The 17,845-nt window shown below is 49.6% G+C and carries 20 protein-coding genes and 5 tRNA genes; 8 read left to right on the plus strand and 17 right to left on the minus strand.

Annotated features, from left to right (window positions below):
• From ACTHSX_RS00630 to ACTHSX_RS00650, 5 genes are all read left to right on the plus strand, one after another.
• Window positions 1-76, plus strand: a tRNA-Gly gene (locus ACTHSX_RS00630).
• Between the two features lie 21 nt (window positions 77-97).
• Window positions 98-173: transfer RNA gene (locus tag ACTHSX_RS00635), tRNA-Gly, on the plus strand.
• Window positions 174-209: 36 nt separating this feature from the next.
• Window positions 210-283, plus strand: a tRNA-Cys gene (locus ACTHSX_RS00640).
• Window positions 284-293: 10 nt separating this feature from the next.
• A tRNA-Cys gene (locus tag ACTHSX_RS00645) sits at window positions 294-371 on the plus strand.
• 21 nt (window positions 372-392) lie between these two features.
• Window positions 393-482 (plus strand) — tRNA-Leu (locus tag ACTHSX_RS00650).
• A 327-nt stretch (window positions 483-809) separates the two neighbouring features.
• Here ACTHSX_RS00650 and rfaD read toward each other — a convergent pair.
• The 11 genes from rfaD to lpxK form a co-directional block, all read right to left on the minus strand.
• Window positions 810-1,814, minus strand: coding sequence for an ADP-glyceromanno-heptose 6-epimerase (gene rfaD, locus ACTHSX_RS00655; RefSeq protein ID WP_049348399.1), 1,005 nt, complete (start codon window positions 1,812-1,814; stop codon window positions 810-812).
• A gap of 139 nt (window positions 1,815-1,953) precedes the next feature.
• On the minus strand, window positions 1,954-2,916 hold the full coding sequence (gene rfaE1 / locus ACTHSX_RS00660; protein ID WP_440376605.1) for a D-glycero-beta-D-manno-heptose-7-phosphate kinase: 963 nt from the start codon (window positions 2,914-2,916) through the stop codon (window positions 1,954-1,956).
• A 41-nt stretch (window positions 2,917-2,957) separates the two neighbouring features.
• A complete protein-coding gene (locus ACTHSX_RS00665) occupies window positions 2,958-3,629 on the minus strand; it encodes an NAD(P)H-binding protein (RefSeq protein WP_440376604.1) in 672 nt (223 codons plus the stop codon).
• Window positions 3,630-3,642: 13 nt separating this feature from the next.
• A complete protein-coding gene (pyrF, locus tag ACTHSX_RS00670; RefSeq protein ID WP_440376603.1) occupies window positions 3,643-4,374 on the minus strand; it encodes an orotidine-5'-phosphate decarboxylase in 732 nt (243 codons plus the stop codon).
• Between the two features lie 110 nt (window positions 4,375-4,484).
• Entirely contained in the window at window positions 4,485-5,132 is a 648-nt protein-coding gene (adk, locus tag ACTHSX_RS00675) for an adenylate kinase (RefSeq protein WP_003746105.1), read from the minus strand.
• Window positions 5,133-5,203: 71 nt separating this feature from the next.
• Window positions 5,204-5,722, minus strand: coding sequence for a 3-deoxy-manno-octulosonate cytidylyltransferase (locus tag ACTHSX_RS00680; protein WP_070633413.1), 519 nt, complete (start codon window positions 5,720-5,722; stop codon window positions 5,204-5,206).
• A gap of 21 nt (window positions 5,723-5,743) precedes the next feature.
• A complete protein-coding gene (kdsB, locus tag ACTHSX_RS00685) occupies window positions 5,744-6,502 on the minus strand; it encodes a 3-deoxy-manno-octulosonate cytidylyltransferase (protein WP_440376602.1) in 759 nt (252 codons plus the stop codon).
• Complete coding sequence (locus ACTHSX_RS00690; protein ID WP_049329252.1) at window positions 6,499-6,681, minus strand: Trm112 family protein; 183 nt, start codon at window positions 6,679-6,681, stop codon at window positions 6,499-6,501. The genes kdsB and ACTHSX_RS00690 overlap by 4 nt, the downstream gene beginning before the upstream one ends.
• A gap of 94 nt (window positions 6,682-6,775) precedes the next feature.
• Window positions 6,776-7,351, minus strand: a complete 576-nt coding sequence (locus tag ACTHSX_RS00695) for a DUF2059 domain-containing protein (protein WP_440376601.1) — start codon at window positions 7,349-7,351, stop codon at window positions 6,776-6,778.
• A gap of 46 nt (window positions 7,352-7,397) precedes the next feature.
• A complete protein-coding gene (locus tag ACTHSX_RS00700; RefSeq protein WP_070712038.1) occupies window positions 7,398-8,063 on the minus strand; it encodes a DUF2059 domain-containing protein in 666 nt (221 codons plus the stop codon).
• Window positions 8,064-8,127: 64 nt separating this feature from the next.
• Window positions 8,128-9,138: a tetraacyldisaccharide 4'-kinase gene (gene lpxK, locus ACTHSX_RS00705; protein ID WP_440376600.1), complete on the minus strand. Its 1,011-nt coding sequence runs from the start codon at window positions 9,136-9,138 to the stop codon at window positions 8,128-8,130.
• A gap of 181 nt (window positions 9,139-9,319) precedes the next feature.
• Between lpxK and xseA the strand changes: the two genes are divergently transcribed.
• The 3 genes from xseA to ACTHSX_RS00720 all read left to right on the plus strand — a co-directional run bounded on the left by xseA (window position 9,320) and on the right by ACTHSX_RS00720 (window position 12,383).
• Window positions 9,320-10,669 carry an exodeoxyribonuclease VII large subunit gene (gene xseA, locus ACTHSX_RS00710; protein WP_440376599.1) on the plus strand — a complete coding sequence of 450 codons (1,350 nt, stop codon included), beginning with the start codon at window positions 9,320-9,322 and terminating at the stop codon, window positions 10,667-10,669.
• 123 nt (window positions 10,670-10,792) lie between these two features.
• Window positions 10,793-11,572, plus strand: a complete 780-nt coding sequence (gene pssA / locus ACTHSX_RS00715; RefSeq protein ID WP_440376598.1) for a CDP-diacylglycerol--serine O-phosphatidyltransferase — start codon at window positions 10,793-10,795, stop codon at window positions 11,570-11,572.
• A gap of 1 nt (window position 11,573) precedes the next feature.
• Window positions 11,574-12,383: a sulfite exporter TauE/SafE family protein gene (locus ACTHSX_RS00720; RefSeq protein ID WP_440376597.1), complete on the plus strand. Its 810-nt coding sequence runs from the start codon at window positions 11,574-11,576 to the stop codon at window positions 12,381-12,383.
• A gap of 86 nt (window positions 12,384-12,469) precedes the next feature.
• Here the strand turns inward: ACTHSX_RS00720 and ACTHSX_RS00725 are convergent, their stop codons facing one another.
• From ACTHSX_RS00725 to ACTHSX_RS00750, 6 genes are all read right to left on the minus strand, one after another.
• Window positions 12,470-13,150: a sulfite exporter TauE/SafE family protein gene (locus tag ACTHSX_RS00725; RefSeq protein WP_440376596.1), complete on the minus strand. Its 681-nt coding sequence runs from the start codon at window positions 13,148-13,150 to the stop codon at window positions 12,470-12,472.
• 110 nt (window positions 13,151-13,260) lie between these two features.
• Window positions 13,261-14,301 carry an ABC transporter permease gene (locus tag ACTHSX_RS00730; protein ID WP_440376595.1) on the minus strand — a complete coding sequence of 347 codons (1,041 nt, stop codon included), beginning with the start codon at window positions 14,299-14,301 and terminating at the stop codon, window positions 13,261-13,263.
• Window positions 14,302-14,337: 36 nt separating this feature from the next.
• Window positions 14,338-15,393 (minus strand): ABC transporter permease subunit, encoded by a 1,056-nt coding sequence (locus ACTHSX_RS00735; RefSeq protein WP_003746080.1) that lies wholly within the window; start codon window positions 15,391-15,393, stop codon window positions 14,338-14,340.
• A 99-nt stretch (window positions 15,394-15,492) separates the two neighbouring features.
• Window positions 15,493-16,422, minus strand: a complete 930-nt coding sequence (locus ACTHSX_RS00740) for a CobW family GTP-binding protein (protein ID WP_070838309.1) — start codon at window positions 16,420-16,422, stop codon at window positions 15,493-15,495.
• On the minus strand, window positions 16,410-16,883 hold the full coding sequence (locus ACTHSX_RS00745) for a Fur family transcriptional regulator (protein WP_003746077.1): 474 nt from the start codon (window positions 16,881-16,883) through the stop codon (window positions 16,410-16,412). Before ACTHSX_RS00745 ends, ACTHSX_RS00740 begins: the two co-directional genes overlap by 13 nt.
• Before the next feature lie 113 nt (window positions 16,884-16,996).
• Entirely contained in the window at window positions 16,997-17,821 is an 825-nt protein-coding gene (locus ACTHSX_RS00750; RefSeq protein ID WP_049323551.1) for an SDR family oxidoreductase, read from the minus strand.
• Window positions 17,822-17,845 lie beyond the last annotated feature (24 nt).

Here is a 17,845-nt window from a genome sequence, read left to right on the forward strand (position 1 = left end):
GCGGGAATAGCTCAGTTGGTAGAGCGCAACCTTGCCAAGGTTGAGGTCGCGAGTTCGAGACTCGTTTCCCGCTCCATTAAATCATGCATCCGAATACGCGGGAATAGCTCAGTTGGTAGAGCGCAACCTTGCCAAGGTTGAGGTCGCGAGTTCGAGACTCGTTTCCCGCTCCAGTTCCAATACTACAGACACTCCAAAGTAGTTTATTTGGCGAGATAGCAAAGTGGTTATGCAGCGGATTGCAAATCCGTCTACGCCGGTTCGATTCCGACTCTCGCCTCCATCCATTTCATGGCGGGGTGGCAGAGTGTTTATGCTATAAGGGGTGCAACCCTTATATAGGCCGGTTCAAATCCGCGCCCCCGCCTCCAATCTCTCAATTTATTGTCTACGCCCGGGTGGTGAAATAGGTAGACACAACGGACTTAAAATCCGTCGGCCCTAAACCGGCCGTGCCGGTTCGATTCCGGCTCCGGGCACCATTTACCGCTTTTAAGCGGTTATTTTTTTGTCTATTCCAATCTCAAACCATCAATTAAAAAACATAAATAGACTAAAAACTTCCAGTCATTTTTATTTTACTAGATATAGTACCATCTCATTCTATCTATTCACATCTAGGTACCTCAACAGCTTTTACAAATACTCCAGCAGATACACTTCTACCCTAATGAAACCTTAGTTTGAAAAAAACGCTATTTCAATTTTCATGGAAGAAAAACAAATTTCTAATTTTAAAATCTCCCAAAATGATGAGGCCGTCTGAAAATCCTTTTTCAGACGGCCTTTCTTCATTTAAGCAAAAGGGATTAAACCAAGTTCTCCAGCATCCATTTAACGTAACGGCTGACGCCTTGTTTTACATCCAAGAATTCTTCTTTATACCCGGCTTCGCGCAGCTTGGTAATATCCGCTTGAGTAAAGCTCTGATATTTGCCTTTGAGTGCATCTGGGAATGGGATATAACGGATAAGTTCTTCTTCAACCAACTCTTTCAAACTCATTTCAGGCTTGCCTTCAGCTGCACGGCAGGCATTGACGGTTGCGGCGGCAAGCTCGTTAAACTGTTGGCTACGACCTGTACCGAGATTGAAGATGCCTGAAAGCTCGGGATGGTCGAAGAAGTAAAGATTAACTTTGGCCACGTCTTCTACGCTGACAAAATCGCGTGTTTGCTCGCCATTGCCGTAGCCGTCATTTGCACCAAACAGGTTGACATAGCCATGTTCGCGGTATTGGTGAAAATGATGGAAGGCAACTGATGCCATACGGCCTTTGTGTTGCTCCTGTTGTCCGTAAACATTGAAGTAGCGGAAGCCAACGACTTGGGCGGTCAAACCTTCTTTCATACGACGACGCAATACTTGGTCAAACAAGAATTTAGAGTAGCCATATACATTGAGCGGTTTTTCCAATTCGCGCTCTTCGCGGAAGATTTCGCCCTTGCCGTACACTGCAGCACTGGAAGCATAAAGGAACGGAATACGTTCATCCTGACACCAGTCCAAGAGATCGAGCGTGTACTGATAGTTGTTGTCCATCATGTAAAGACCGTCATGATTCATAGTATCGGAACATGCGCCTTGATGGAAAACGGCTTCTATGTCGTCGTAAGGCAGAAGATGTCCGCGCACTTGACGGATAAATTCGTGTTTATCGAGATAATGGGCAATTTCACACTCGGCAAGGTTTTTAAATTTTTCGCCTTTGCTCAGATTGTCGACGGCAACAATGTCGGTAATACCGCGTTGGTTAAGTGCTTTGACGATGTTGCTGCCGATAAAGCCGGCCGCGCCTGTTACGATAATGGTCATAATGAGTTTCCTTTATTTTGATTTTTCAGACGGCCTTGAAGAAATCATGCCGTCTGAAAATAAAAACTTGTCTGTCCGGATTATTTTCCAACTGTATTTTCAGACGGCCTTTAGGTTTTAAGGCCGTCTGAAACAGCAATTACTGCTCTTCCAATGCCTTAGTCAATTCGGCAAACGAGCAAACTGCCGTACCAAGTTTCGCCACGACAACACCTGCCGCTGTATTAGCAAGGTGCATGGCTTCGGGCATGGTATAACCAGCGGCTAAACCCAAGCCCACTCCGGCAATAACGGTATCTCCCGCACCGGATACATCATAGACTTCTTGGGCCCGTGTAGGCTGATAAATCGGCTCGCCCTCATTAAACAAGGTCATCCCCTCTTCGCTTCGGGTCAACAAAATCGCGGTCAAGTCGAGATGACGGCGCAGGTTTTGGGCTTTTTCGGTCAAATCGTTTTCGTTTTTCCAACTGCCCACCACTTCTTTCAATTCTGCACGATTAGGCGTAATCAGCGTAGCGCCGGCATATTTTTCGTAATCATCACCTTTGGGGTCGATTAAAACGGGTTTACCGGCCTGTTTCGCCCAATCGATCATATCGGAAATATGTGACAAACCGCCTTTACCATAGTCTGAAAAAATAATGGCATCGTATTCAGGCAACACTTCTCGATATTGATGTTTGATTTGTTCCAACACCTCACGATGAGGTGATTCTTCAAAATCAAGTCGGATAAGCTGCTGGTTGCGGGCAACAACGCGTAATTTGACAGTGGTCGCAATTTGTTTGTCGCGCATCAGATAGGAAGAAACGCCGTCTTGTACCATCAATGCGTCCAACGCATCAGCAGCTTCATCATCGCCGGTCACGGACAACAGCCCTGCTTTACCGCCCAACGAAGCGATGTTGCGCGCGACGTTCGCCGCACCGCCCGCCCGTTGGTCGATACGTCCGATTTTCGCCACCGGCACGGGGGCTTCGGGTGAAATACGGGACACGTCGCCAAACCAATAGCGGTCGAGCATTACATCGCCGACAACAAGGACTTTGGCTTGTGCAAAACGGGATTTGAGGGTTTCTTGTTGGAACTTGGTTACCATACTGGCTCCATTAAAATCTCTGTGTAAGGCTTGTTATCAGATTATTGATCTAACAGCCTAAAAATATCTTGAGGCTCATATACCTGCATATGTTTTTTCGAGTACGACGCCTGTTCATGAGATGACAACAACGCTGCTTTCAGCATGGCTTGTGCCAATTTTTCGACAGCAAGCGGACGTTGGCTTTTCAGCATGCCGATGCGGTTGAATCCATGCAAAATCCGTTCGGCAATTTTCTCACCCAATCGGTCGCTGTTCGGACGAATCAATAAGGGCGGGCGGAAAATGATGAGGCGCGGAAAATTTAAAGCAATGATTGCTTGTTCCAATTCACCCTTCATTCGTTGATAAAACAGGCGCGAAGCGGCATTGGCGCCGGACGCGGAAACCAAAACCAAAGTATGCACGCTGTTTTCTCGTGCGGCTTTGGCAAATTCAAGATTTGCCTCATAATCGATTGCCCATTGCGCTTCTTTACTGCCAGCCGCTTTCAGAGTTGTTCCCAAGCAGGCAAACAATACATCGCCCTGCACTTCTTCGCGCCAATTATCAGGCTGAGCAAAATCAATCTGATGGCTATTTAGCTTTTGGTGGGTAAAATCAGGATGTCTGCGACCAAAACAGTCGATAGACTCAACCTCTGAACTGGCTGCAAGCAGAGGCAACAAGGATTTTCCTGTTGCGCCTGTCGCACCAATTACAATCGCCTTCATACTTCAGACGGCCTTAAACGTTTGCCACCCGATTGACTTCACGCAATACGGCTACCGGATCGGCAGCTTTGGTTACCGGACGACCCATGACCAAATAGGTTGAACCGGCAGCCAATGCTTCGGCTGGTGTCATAATACGGCGTTGGTCGTCATTATTGCCTGCAACGTCCAAGCGGATACCCGGCGTAACCAAGACAAAATTCTGTCCCAATTCACGGCGCAGCGGCGCGGCTTCTTGAGCGGAACATACCACGCCGTCCAAACCTGAGCTTTGTGTCAGTTTTGCCAAGCGGATAACTTGCTCTTCGGGAGCGATATTCAAACCGATTTCCGCCAAATCGCTTTGTTCCATGCTGGTCAACACGGTTACGCCGATTAGGAGAGGTTTGGTTTGATATCCGGCAACGGCTTCTGCTGCGGCTTCCATCATACGGCGGCCACCAGAGGCGTGCATATCGACCATCCAAACGCCCATATCAGCGGCAACTTTACAGGCCTGAGCGACTGTGTGGGGAATATCGTGGTATTTCAAATCGAGGAAAAGTTTGAAACCTTGATTGATTAAGCTTTCTGCCAAATTGCGGCCGGTTGCGGTAAACAGCTCTTTGCCGATTTTGATTTGACACAGTGTCGGGTCAAGATTGCGGACAAATCCGAGCGTATCTTTTTCGTTGGCAAAATCGAGGGCGACGATGACGGGAGTACGTTGTTGCTGAGTTTGGAAGTCGGAGATCAAGGGATTCATAAGATGCCTGCGGATAAACGGTTATAGCTTCGATTTTAACAGCTTTTGTACACAAAAGGCCGTCTGAAAGTATTTTTTCAGACGGCCTTATGATTTTACTTTGGCAAAACTTATTTGCCCAAACCTTTCAATACTTCGGCTTTCACGGCTTCTACTGCTTGGGTGCCGTCAACTTTGATATATTTCGGCGCGTGTTCGCCTTCCAGCTTGCTGTAGAAATCAACCAAAACTTCAGTTTGCTCATGGTAAACGGCAAGGCGTTTTTTCACGGTTTCTTCTTTGTCGTCGTCGCGTTGAATCAAATCTTCGCCAGTTACGTCGTCTTTGCCTTCGACTTTAGGCGGATTGTAGGTAACGTGGTAGGTGCGGCCGGAAGCCAAGTGCACGCGGCGGCCGCTCATGCGGTCGACAATCACGCTGTCAGGTACATCGATTTCAACCACGGCATCCAAATCCACACCAGCTTCAACCATGGCTTCGGCTTGTGCCAATGTACGTGGGAAACCGTCAAACAGGAAACCGTTTTTGCAGTCGTCTTGGGCAATGCGCTCTTTGACCATACCGATGATGATGTCGTCGCGTACCAAACCGCCTTCATCAATGATTTTTTTTGCTTCCAAACCCAGCGGAGTGCCTGCTTTGATAGCTGCGCGGAGCATATCGCCGGTAGAGATTTGAGGAATGCCGAATGCAGCAGTGATGAATTGAGCCTGTGTGCCTTTGCCGGCGCCTGGCGCGCCCAACAATAATACTTTCATGATGAGTCCTTTTGGTTGACGGATTTAATGTTCAGATAATTTTACACGGCTTGTGTTTATCGTTCAAAACTTCAGACGGCCTCTTTCGGGCCGAAATGCTTCCATGCATCGTCGCGCATTTCGATAAACCAGGAGTCTTCAGGGAATCGCTCTATCGCGTCTTTCAAAGTGGAAAGCAAGTTTTGCGATAAGGCTTTCGCCAAATATTCTTCCTCATTGGCTTCGGCCGCTTTGTCAGGCTGCTGCGCCAAACCGATTGCACGGGTTTGATGACCATGAGCCAAATAGTTGAGCGCAATGATTTTTTGTGCCCAAAGCTGCGGAATATCCGGATTATCTTGCAGCAATACCGACAAAATCGATACGGCAACGGTCAAACGTCCGCCGTTCATACGCAAGTCCAACGACTGGTTGGGCGGCAAAGTGCTGAGCATTTCTGCCATGCGGAACCAAAACTCGCCGCTGGCCTGCTCCGGCGCTTCTATTTTCAGCATGTCATAGTTGAATTCTTGCTCGTCTTCTCTTACCAGCTTCGCCACGTCGGCAAGCAATTTTTGTTCTTCACGGCTCAAATGGCGGAAATCATTCATGTCTTTTCCTTTCAGACGGCCTTAAGCTTTAAACGCAACACGTACTCTGTCCAAATCTTCCTGCGTATCCACACCTGCAGCAGGCGCTTCTTGGGTGATTTCAACAGCAATCGGATAACCGTGCCACAGGACGCGCAACTGTTCCAGCGATTCGATGGTTTCCAAAGGAGAAACATCCATTTCCGAATAGCGTTGCAGAAAGCCTGCACGATAGGCATAAATGCCGATGTGGCGCAAAACGGCTGTTTCGGAAGGTAATTCGCGTTTTTCGGCACGCATCATATCGCGCGGATAAGGAATCGGGGCGCGGCTGAAATAGATGGCGTTGCGGTTTTTATCAAGGACGACTTTGACGACGTTAGGATTCATAAACTCGTCAAAATCGTGCAATTCGTGGGCGGCAGTTGCCATTTGCACATTGTTTTCAACCAAAACTTCGGCTGTACGGTTGATAAGTTCGGGATCGATTAAAGGCTCGTCACCTTGTACGTTCACAACAATCAGATGCTGCGGCAGTTTCAGCGTATTGGCCGCTTCGGCAAGGCGCGTTGTACCGCTTTCGTGTTGATTGGAAGTCATGACCACTTCGACACCATACGCCTGACAGGCCGTCTGAATATCGGGATGGTCGGTGGCAACGACAACACGCGCGGCCTTGCTTTTCGCCGCTTGTTCGGCGACACGCACAACCATCGGTTTACCGTGAATATCGGCCAAAGCCTTACCCGGCAGACGTGAAGAATCCAACCGCGCCGGAATCAATACGACAAATTCGGTCATGCTTTCAGTTCCTCTTCGCTCAACGGGCGCGCTTCGTTTTCCAACATATAAGGGATGCCGTCACGAATAGGATAAGCCAGCTTCGCCTGACGGCTCCACAATTCCTGTTTGTCTTGATGATATTCGAGTTTGCCTTTGGTCACAGGACAAACGAGGATGTCTAAGAATTTTTTTTCCATGGGGTTTCTTTCGGGTTTGATGGTTTTAGCGAAAATCACTTTGCTCGTTTTGGCGAAACTTGCTACGCTTGTTTTCAGACGGCCTCAAGCGACATCATTTTTTCCGTGCCGTTTTCTTTGCTTGCCGCGTACAGACTTGGTCAGGATTTTTGCCGCCACACATAATCTGCTGAATTTCTCGAGTTAAGTCTTTGTTATAACCTGATTTTTCATATTTTTCATTAATGATGTTTATCATCGGGCCCATCGTTGCCTCAAGATAGCGTGGCATTTTATCGAGTATCGATTGCCCTACTGTCGTACCATAAAAGTCAATCAATGCATTGACTTCTTCCTGGGTATAAACCGTCTTTATACCGTCCAAAGTCGCTTTATGTAATTGGGCACGCACTTGCGGTGTATTAATTGCAGCAATCAATTGAGTTGTATATTTCTTTAAGACTGCTTCCAACTGCGGACGTTTGTCTTCCGGCGCATTTTTCAAAAAATTCTGTATCTTCGGATCAGAGAGCACAATACCCTCGACACTTTGGAAGGTCTGATCCAACAGAGTATCCATCTTCTGTACTTGATATAAACGCTCCAGCGACGCATCACTGGGCGGAGCGGCAAACGCATTGGCACACAAGGCCAGCATGGCGAAGGGCAATAATAAGGTTTTCAGTTTCATTTTTTTCTCCTTTTCAATAAAAAAATATTTTCAGATAGTCGGAAAATTATTTGGCACATTCCGAAGAATGTTTATTGCCCTTACACAAAATATCACGCGTTTGCGCCTCAAAAGCGGGCGTATATTTCCTGCTTGCGTTGATATAGTTGTTGCTCATTGTCTTTTTAACAATCTCATCATTCAATTTATCGAAACGTTCCATCTTTTCAAATGCAGACTTACCGGCCCCATGCTCAAACAATTTTGCCATGCTGTCCACGTCTGCTTGGCTCAGCACATTATCAATATCTCCGCCATGCTGTCTGAGATGATTGACTTTTTTCAAAATACCCTTGCCCCGAGGGGAAGAGAAAAAGCGGTTGAGCACATCGACTTCTTCTTGTGTAAATACTTTCTGTACGGCACGCTTTTCTTCATCCAACCATTGTTTTTTCAACTCAGGGCGGCTCAAATCATCTTGCATATTTTTCATATAACGACTGATGACCGCCTTCATCTGCGCTTTTTGAGCTTTGGGCGTCATCGTTAACAAGCGCTCATTATCCTCTTTATTTACCATCTCCAAAGAACGTTGTACTTTCTCGCTATAATTATTGCTTATCCCTTGAATCTCCAACCATTTCATTGCAGATTCATCACTTGGTTTAGCAGCCAGGCTTTGAGTGGATACAAATAAAGCTGCGCAAGCGACCAACAAATATTTTAACTTCATGATTTACTCCTATCGCGTAGTTTGAAGACCATCTTTAAAACATCTGTGAAACATCTATAAGCATTTAGATTGAAACATTCGCGGATACAAACTCCGCCAAATCAGGTTCGATTATCGCATAAACAGGCAAGACCCACACATGATTCAGGCTGTGGCCGTCTGAAAATTTGACCGCATCCTTTTCCGTGATAATCACCACATCTATATTCGGCAAATCTGCCGCTGCAATGTCGGCATGGTCGGGCAGCGCGACGGTTTGACTCAATGTGATGCCCATATTCCGCAGTGAATCAAAAAAACGCTCCGGCTTGGCGATACCGGCAACGGCGGCGACGGTTTGATTTCCCAAACCCGCCAAATCCAATTTTTCAGACGGCCTGTTCAAACGGTAAATCTGCCCTGTTTCAATATGGCTGGCAAACATATTTTCAGACGGCCTAAATGCCGCATCTGCTTGCCCCCCGCTGACGACGACCGCATCAACGGAAGCCAACCGAGACAAAGGTTCGCGCAAGCTGCCGTTGGGCAGTAAATCCAAATTGGTGCGTCTTGTATCTGCCGCCGGAAAGACAGCAATTTCCATATCGCGTTGCAAGGCATAATGTTGCAAGCCGTCGTCGGCCACAATCAATTCAAGCTCCGGATGCGCCGCAAGCAACGCCCTGCCTGCTTCTGCACGGCTGCTGCCTACCGCCGTCGGCACACCGGTTTGGCGAAACAGCAATAAAGGCTCGTCGCCTGCATCTGCAGCACTGCTGGCTGTATTCAATACATGAACCGCCTTGCTCTTGCGCCCGTAACCTCGGCTGATGATGCCGACCTTAACGCCCTTTTCCTGCAAACCCGATACCAACGCGGCGACTATCGGCGTTTTCCCTGTTCCGCCTGCATGAATATTGCCGACCACCACCATAGGCACTGGCAATTTTTCGCTTTTCAGACGGCCTGAAACAAAATCATCGCGCCGTTTCGCCGCAACTTTGGCAAACAGCCTGGACAGTGGTTTTAACAGCAAAGACAGAAACGGATTGGGGGATTGCCAATGGCTTTCGATAATTTGGTGGAGTTTGGGCATACGCACGGCTTTTGAGGCGAAAATCAAACGATAATATAACACAAGCCCACCCAGACAAGGCCGTCTGAACATGCGGCTTTGATAATATTAAAACAAAGGGCGCAAGTTTCATGAAAACGAATACAACGAATCGCTCTAAAACCCTTATAATTCAGCTTTCCCAAATTTTTCCTGTTTCGCAATGTCCGAACTTTTCGCGCCCTCCTCCATTTCCGTATCCGAACTCAACGCCCTCGCCAAAGCCTTGCTGGAAGACCATCTCGCAGGCTTATGGATTGCCGGTGAAGTATCCAACCTGACCCGTGCCGCCAGCGGACATTATTATTTCTCGCTCAAAGACAGCCGCGCGCAGGTACGTTGCGCGATGTTCAAGGGTGCGGCCATGCGTTTGGCGAAGCCTTTAAAAGAAGGCGACCATATCGAAGTATCAGGAAAAATCAGCATTTATGAAGCGCGGGGCGAATTTCAGATTACCGTAAATGAGGTGCGGCTCAAAGGTTTGGGGCAGCTTTACGAAGCCTATGAACGATTGAAAGCGCAATTGCAGGCGGAAGGCGCATTTTCAGCGGAACGCAAAAAACCGTTGCCTGCCCGTCCGCAATGTATCGGCATCGTCACCAGCCTGGCGGCGGCGGCTTTGCGCGATGTCGTGACCACCTTAAACCGCCGAGCGCCCGAAATTCCCGTTATCGTTTATCCGACGCCCGTACAAGGCACAGGCAGCGAGTTGCAAATTGCCCAAGCGATTAAAACCGCTTCGCTACGCGCCGAGTGTGATGTGCTGATTGTCTGTCGCGGCGGCGGCAGCATTGAAGACTTGTGGGCATTTAATGAAGAGCCGGTCGTACGCGCCATCGAAGCCTGCGCGATTCCCGTCGTCAGCGGCGTAGGCCACGAAACCGATTTCACGCTCGCCGATTTTGTTGCCGACGTGCGCGCACCGACACCAACCGGTGCGGCAGAGCTGGTCAGCCCCAACCGCCAAGAATCGCTACACCGCCTCGCCCAAGCGCAAGGCCGTCTGAAAACCGTTTTGGAACAACGCTATTTCGATGCCAGCCAAAAACTCGACTGGCTGGCGCGACAAATCCGTCATCCGCGCCAAAAACTTGACGGACAGCGTGCCTCAATCAGCAAGCTTGCGCAAATGCTGTCTTATTCGATGACGCAAAACCTCCGCGCCCACACCGCCCGTTTTGAACGCCAAACCCAAACCTTGAAACATTGCCGTCCTGATGTTTCCGTTTACAAAAACAATATCGACCGCTTTCAGACGGCCCTGTCGCACTCCTTCCGCCAGCTGCTTGTCCACCGCCGTCAAAGCCTGACCGCCCAAGCCGCATTGCTCGAGGCCGTATCGCCTCAGCATATTTTGGAGCGTGGTTTTTCGGTCGTCAAAAACACACGCGGACAAGTCATCCGCAATGCCGATACGTTGAAACAAGGACAGAAACTGCACATCACTTTTGCCGACGGCGAAACCGACGTACGCGTGACCAAAGAGCAGGCACAAGGCGAGTTGTTTGACTGACAAAATAAAGGCCGTCTGAAACTTTATGCTGATAAAGTGAAACTATGTCTGCCTTTTAAAAATCCTTAACCAACCAATGCGGTATAATGCCTCATCTGCACACGCAGCATATACGGAAACATTATGGACAACGCACAAAATACAGAAAATCCGATTCCTCCACGCAACTCCATCCGCAAAAACAGCATTTACCTGCTGCCCAATTCCTTTACCATCGCCGCACTGTTTTGCGCGTTCTTCGCCATTACCCAGTCCATGCACGGACGTTATGAAACGGCGGCGATTGCAGTTTTCCTTTCCATGCTGCTCGACGGCATGGACGGACGCGTTGCCCGTTTAACCAACAGCCAAAGCGCGTTCGGCGAACAGCTCGACAGCCTTGCCGATATGGTCAGCTTCGGCGTGGCGCCTGCCCTGATTGCCTACAAATGGCAACTTTGGCAGTTTGGCAAAATCGGTTATTCCGTCGCCTTTATCTACTGCGCCTGCGCCGCCCTGCGTTTGGCGCTGTTCAACACACTCATCGGCAAAGTCGACAAACGCTGGTTTATCGGCGTTCCAAGCCCGACCGCCGCTGCATTGATTGTCGGCCTGATTTGGGTCAACCACAGCATCGAACGCTTCCCCGGCGTGCATTGGTGGGCATTGGGCATTACCCTGTTTGCCGGTATTTCCATGGTTGTGCAGATTCCGTTTTGGAGCTTCAAAGAAATCAATATCCGCCGCCAAGTGCCGTTTATGGGCATGGTGTTGGCCGTGTTGGTATTGCTGCTCATCAATTGGGAGCCTTCGCTCGTCCTCTTCTTATTCTTCCTCGGTTACAGCCTGTCCGGTTATGTGATGGCAGCAATCCGTTGGTTTAAAAAACGCCACAAAACTCACAAACACGACAAGGCCGTCTGAAATGTGGTCTTGGGACATCATCCTTGCCCTACTCGCCGTCGGCAGTGCGGCGGGCTTTATTGCCGGACTATTCGGCGTAGGTGGTGGCACGTTAATTGTTCCCGTCGTCTTATGGGCGTTACAACTGCAAGGCATAGGCGGCCACCCCTATGCCCAGCACCTTGCCATCGGCACTTCCTTCGCCGTAATGGTATTTACCACCTTCTCCAGCATGTACGCCCAACATAAAAAGCATGCCATCGATTGGGCGACCGTCCGCCGGATGACGCCGGGCATGATACTCGGCGTACTCCTCGGCGCGGTGTCGGCAAAATATATGCCGACGCTGGCTTTGCAGGTTTTCTTTATTGCATTTCTTGCCTTTATCGCACTCAAAACCCTACGCGATTCCAAACCCAAACCTTCACGCACCCTGCCTACCCTCCCCGGCCTGACAGCCGTCGGCACGCTTTTTGGGGCTGCTTCAAGCTGGGTCGGTATCGGCGGCGGTTCGCTATCCGTTCCATTTCTACTGTATTGCAACTTTCCGGCGCACCGTGCCATCGGCACATCTTCAGGTCTGGCATGGCCGATTGCGATTGCCGGCACCATCGGCTATTTTGCCAACGGTTTGCATATTGCCAACCTGCCTGAAGGCGCGGCAGGCTTTATCTATCTTCCGGCCGTGGCCATATTGAGCATTGCTACCATCCTCTTTGCTCCGCTCGGCGTAAAGACGGCGCACAAGCTGCCCGCCCGAAAACTCAAAATCACCTTCGGCATTATGTTGCTGCTGATTGCCGCCAAGATGGCTTGGAATTTGATACATTAAATCTTTCTTGTAAAAAAGGCCGTCTGAAAATCTTTCAGACGGCCTTTTTGATTGCAAAACAACAAACTAAATAAAACCTTTTTACCTTACCCGATTTGCCCCATCGCAAATACGGTCAAGCGCCATATCGCCCATCCCGCCACCAACAATCCGGCGCACAAACGAACCATACGTTTCTGCAGAAAGGTTTTCAACTGCGCTGCAAATATGCCCATCGCAAGCAGGTTCGGCAAGGTTCCCAAGGCAAACGCCAGCATATACAGCCCGCCATGCAAAGCATTGCCGCTGCCCAAGGCATACAAAGACGCGCTGTACACCAAACCGCAAGGCAGCCAGCCCCAAAGCACGCCTACTCCGAAACAGGCAGGCACCGATTTAATCGGCAGCAATTTGTTTAACAAAGGATTCAGGCGTTTCCATATCGGTTTGCCGATGCCTTCGATTTTGGTTGCAGCAGTCGAAATACCGGCAAGATACAGACCAAGCAAAAGCAGCAAAACATTGGCGGCAATATACAAACCGTTTTGAACCGCGCGCGTATCGTCCAAGGAAATGCCGACCTGCCCGACCAAACCGACCAACAGGCCAATGACAACATAACTGCTGATGCGCCCCAAGTTCAACAATACAATCAGCCCGATTCGGTTTAAATGTGGCGGCAGCTGCAAAGCAAATGCGCTGCTCAATCCGCCGCACATGCCGACGCAATGCGTTCCGCCAAAAAAGCCGAGCAGAAAAAGAGTAAGAAATGTGATTTCTTGATTCATGGTTTTTAATGATTCAAACGAATGGATGAGGCCGTCTGAAACTTTTCAGACGGCCCTAAGAATGCAGGACGGGCTTTTCTGCCCACCCTCTTCACGCTTTAGAAAAGCAATTAACTGCGTGCGCGTACGTCAAATGCCTGACGCAAACCTTCGCCGATCATGACCAGCAAAAGCAGCATTACCGTCAGCGTAGCAACGGCAGACAGACCGATCCACCACGCGTCCAAGTTGTCTTTGCCTTGCGCCAGCAACTCACCCAAACTTGCCTGTGAGGCAGGTACGCCCAAGCCTAAGAAGTCCAAACTGGTTAGGGCGAGTACCGCACCGGAAATACGGAAAGGCAGGAAGGCCAATACCGGCGTCAAGCTGTTGGGCAGGATATGGCGCCACATGATTTCACGGTTGCCCACGCCCATCGCGCGCGCCGCCAAAACATAATCGGTCTGACGGTTTTTCAAAAACTCTGCGCGGACATAGTCGGACAAGCCCATCCAGCCGAAAAGCGACAGCAACACCAGCAAAATCAACAGCCCCGGATTAAAGAACGAAGACAGGATAATCAGGAGGTACAACTCCGGCATACCGCCCCAAACCTCGATAAAACGCTGCATCAGAAGGTCGGTTTTACCGCCGAAATAACCCTGCACCGCGCCTGCAACCACGCCGATTACGGTAGTTACCACGGTCAACACCAAGGCAAACAGCAGCGAATCGCGGAAACCGTAAACCAAGCGCGCCAACAGGTCGCGGCCGCGGTCGTCCGTTCCCAAGATATGCCGTTCGGACGGTTTGGCCGGATCGGGTGCCGTATCAAAATCGTTCAAGGTATCGGCATCATAAGGATTGGGCAGGTAAAGGGCAAAATTGCCGTCTGAAGTAATGTTGTGACGGATAAGCGGATCAAGATAATCCGCCGGCGTATCGAAATCACCGCCAAATGCGGTTTCGTTGTATTCGTTTACCAAGGGGAAGAAATACTCGCCCTGATAGCGTATCCACAAAGGTTTGTCGTTGCTCCACAAAGGCGCAAGCAACGTGATGACAAACAAAACGGCCAAAATCCGCAAAGCCAACCAACCGCGCTTATGCTGCTTAAAGGCTTGCCAAGTAGTGTTTGAAGTAGATTTTTTCTTTTTCATGGTTCGAAACATTCTTTAATAATGGATTGAAGATATTTTCAGACGGCCTTATTTCTGTCCGCCAAAGTGAATGCGCGGATCGACCCACGAATACGAAATATCCGACACCAATTTAGCCAACAACCCCATCAGCGTGAACACATACAGCGTACCCATTACGACAGGATAATCGCGTTTCATCACTGCCTCGTAAGACAACAAACCCAACCCGTCCAACGAGAACAACGTTTCAATCAACAGGCTTCCGGTAAAGAATGCGCCGATAAATGCGGCCGGGAAACCGGTAATCAGAGGAATCATAGCGTTGCGAAAAATATGCTTCCACAAAATCTGCTTCTCAGGCAAACCCTTGGCTCGCGCGGTATATACATATTGACGGCGGATTTCTTCAAGGAACACATTTTTCGTCAATACGGTCATCACCGCCAAGTTGCCTGCCACCGAAGCGGTAATCGGCAAAGCCATATGCCACAAATAATCTTTGACTTTGCCTGCCCAAGAGAGCGTATCGAAATCATCGCCGACCAAACCGCCCTGCGGAAACCAGGCAAAAAAGCTGCCGCCGCCAAACAACACCAGCAACACCAAGCCCAAGACAAACGGCGGTACGGTATAGCCGACCAAAATGATCATACCCGTAATCGTATCGAAACGGCTGCCATCCCTGACCGCCTTGGCAATACCCAACGGAATACATATCAAATAAGTCAGGAAAAACGTCCACAAACCCAAACTCATCGATACCGGCATTTTCTCTTTCACCAATTCAAACACAGTTTGGTGATGGAAAAAGCTCTCGCCCAAATCAAAACGGGCGAATTTCCATACCATATCGGCAAAACGCGTCAAAGGCGGCTTGTCGAAACCGTATAAAGCATTCAGCGCGGCCAAATCCTCCGCACTGATGCGGTTGCCGTTTTTGGCCAAAGTTCCGGGCATACTGTGTCCCGCCGTCTCGCCGCCAACCGCGCCCTGCGTCAGCTGCTGAACCATCTGTTCCACCGGGCCGCCGGGAACAAACTGAATCACGGCGAAAGTAATCGCCAAAATCCCCAACAGCGTGGGAATCAAAAGGAGCAAACGATGAAAGATATAACGCCACATGGTTAAGTGTTCCTCTATTTTTTTGATTTGAAGGCCGTCTGAAACCGCTTGCTTCAGACGGCATTATCGTAACGGATTAATAAGCGTTTGGACGATGATTTACTTCTCCAAAGCCTCCAGCAATTTTTTCTCAATCAAATCCGCGTCAAAGGATTTGGCAATCAGCTCGAAGCGCGAGTCGCGACGCCATGAAACCTGATTTGCGCCCCATTGTCCGTCCACCCAGTTGAGCCATACCCAAGTACCAAGCACTTGGAACACGCCTTTGGCACGGACGAGGCCGTCTGTGAATTTAGGCAGGTCGTTAAAGAAATCGGTCAATTTTTCACCATCGAAATCGCGTCCGGCAGGGAAAGTAAAGCCTTGCGACTGGAAGCCCATGGTGTTGTCCGGCAGGGCTTTGAGGCGGTAACGTGATTTTTCGACCACGGGAATATCAAGCCACTGGATGTCGAGCTGCGCATTTTGGACTTCAACCACTTTGGCTTTGGGCGGGAACAGTTTGGCCGCTTTATCATGAAATTCGGCCAGTTGCTCCGGCGTGCACAAGTCGGTTTTGCTGGCGACCAATACGTCGCAAATGCCGATTTGGTCTTTATACAATGCTTGTTGCGCGTAATCGGGATTAATAAACTGGCGCGGATCGACGACGGTAAAGACGGCGCCGATTTCCAGCATGCTGTCGAGCGGTTTGGCTTTCAGTTCGTCAATAACGCTGGCGGCGTGTGCCAGGCCGCTGGCTTCAATCATCAAGCGGTCGGGTTGGGCATCGCGCAGCATTTTTTGTACGGTCGTCCCCATTTGCGCACCGGCAGTACAACACAAACAGCCGCCGGCGATTTCGGCCACGGGAATGCCGTTGTCGCTCAAGACAGCGCCGTCAATGCCGATTTCGCCAAATTCATTGACGATGATGACCCATTTTTCATTCGGGTCTTTTTGCGCCATCAGACTTTTAAGTGCAGTGGTTTTGCCTGTTCCGAGAAAGCCTGAAATCAGGTGGACTTTGGTCTTTTTTACTTCTGACATTTTTTACAAATTCCTGTTAAAACAACATGTTCTTCTTTTAATGAGAAACCGGTTTCAGCCACGCCTGCACGCAAGGCCGCCCATTCTTGGCTCAAAGTCTGCTCATCCGCCGTACCGCATTCGGTGCAAACCAAAATAAACGCGCTGTGGTGCGCCTCTGTCTCTTCGTGGTCGTGGCAATGGTCGTTGCACTCGTGCTGCGCGTGGCTGCACAAAATATAGCCGTTGACCGCCGCCACTTTGTGCAAAACGCCCTGTTCCGCCCAAAAATCAAGGGCGCGGTAGGCCGTCGGCGGCGCAACCACACCCTCGCTTTGCTGCTGCATCTGCGACAGAACGTTGTAGGCTTTAATCACGCCGCTTTGTTTCAAAACAATATCAAGCACTTGCTCGCGTAATGCGGTTACCTGCACGCCATCGCGCTGCGCTTGTTCTAAGATTTTTTGTTTGATTGCGTTCATAACTGAAACAGCCTTTCAGACGGCCTTGTTAATAAAAAATTACATTATAGCGTGTTTACTCAATTTCAGATAACAAAGAGGCCGTCTGAAAAGTTCAGACGGCCTGATGCCGATTACTTAAACCAAGATTTAATTTTTCCAAACAAAGACATGCTTTGTTTTTCAAACGTTTCTTCCTTCGCCGGAGCAGGCTCATCGCGGTAAACTTTCATGCCTGCAAAGGTCTGGGCAACCGGCATGATTTCGATGGAATTGACGTTCATCCGCGCCGGACGCTGATAGAGCCACAAAGCGGTATCGGCAATATCTTGCGGCTGGATAAACTCGACATTCTCATAAACCTCGGCCGCACGCTGGTCGTCGCCTTTGAAACGGACGTTGGAAAACTCAGTATCGCCGCACAAGCCCGGTTCGATATTGGTAATGCGGATGTTTTTGTCTGCCAATTCGGCGCGCAGGTTCATGCTGAATTGGCGCACAAAAGCCTTGGTCGCGCCATAGACATTACTGCCGGGATAAGCATAACTGCCGGCAATCGAACCCAAATTGATGATGTAGCCCTGTTTGCGCGCAACCATTTGCGGCAAAATCTGGCGGGTCAGAAAAGTCAGGCCGATGATATTGGTTTGAATCATGGTTTCCCAATCGCCAAAATCGGCTTTATCGGCAGAATCCAAACCCAAAGCCAAACCGGCGTTGTTGATCAGGCAATCGATTTCGGACAAATGTTCGGGCAGACTGTTCAAAGCGTTTTGAATCGACTCCGTGCGCGAAACATCCATTTCCAAAGGGTAAAACTGCTCGCCCAATTCCTCAGCCAACTGCTGCAATTTGTCTTCGCGCCGTGCTGCGCCAATGACATGATAGCCTGCCGCAACAAAGGTGCGGCACATTGCCGCGCCGAATCCCGCCGATGCCCCGGTAATCAAAATTGCCATATCGTTTCCTTTCTATACTCGTTT

The sequence above is a fragment of the Neisseria sp. P0014.S002 genome, assembly GCF_051958295.1.
Taxonomy (GTDB): Bacteria; Pseudomonadota; Gammaproteobacteria; order Burkholderiales; family Neisseriaceae; genus Neisseria; species Neisseria flavescens_B.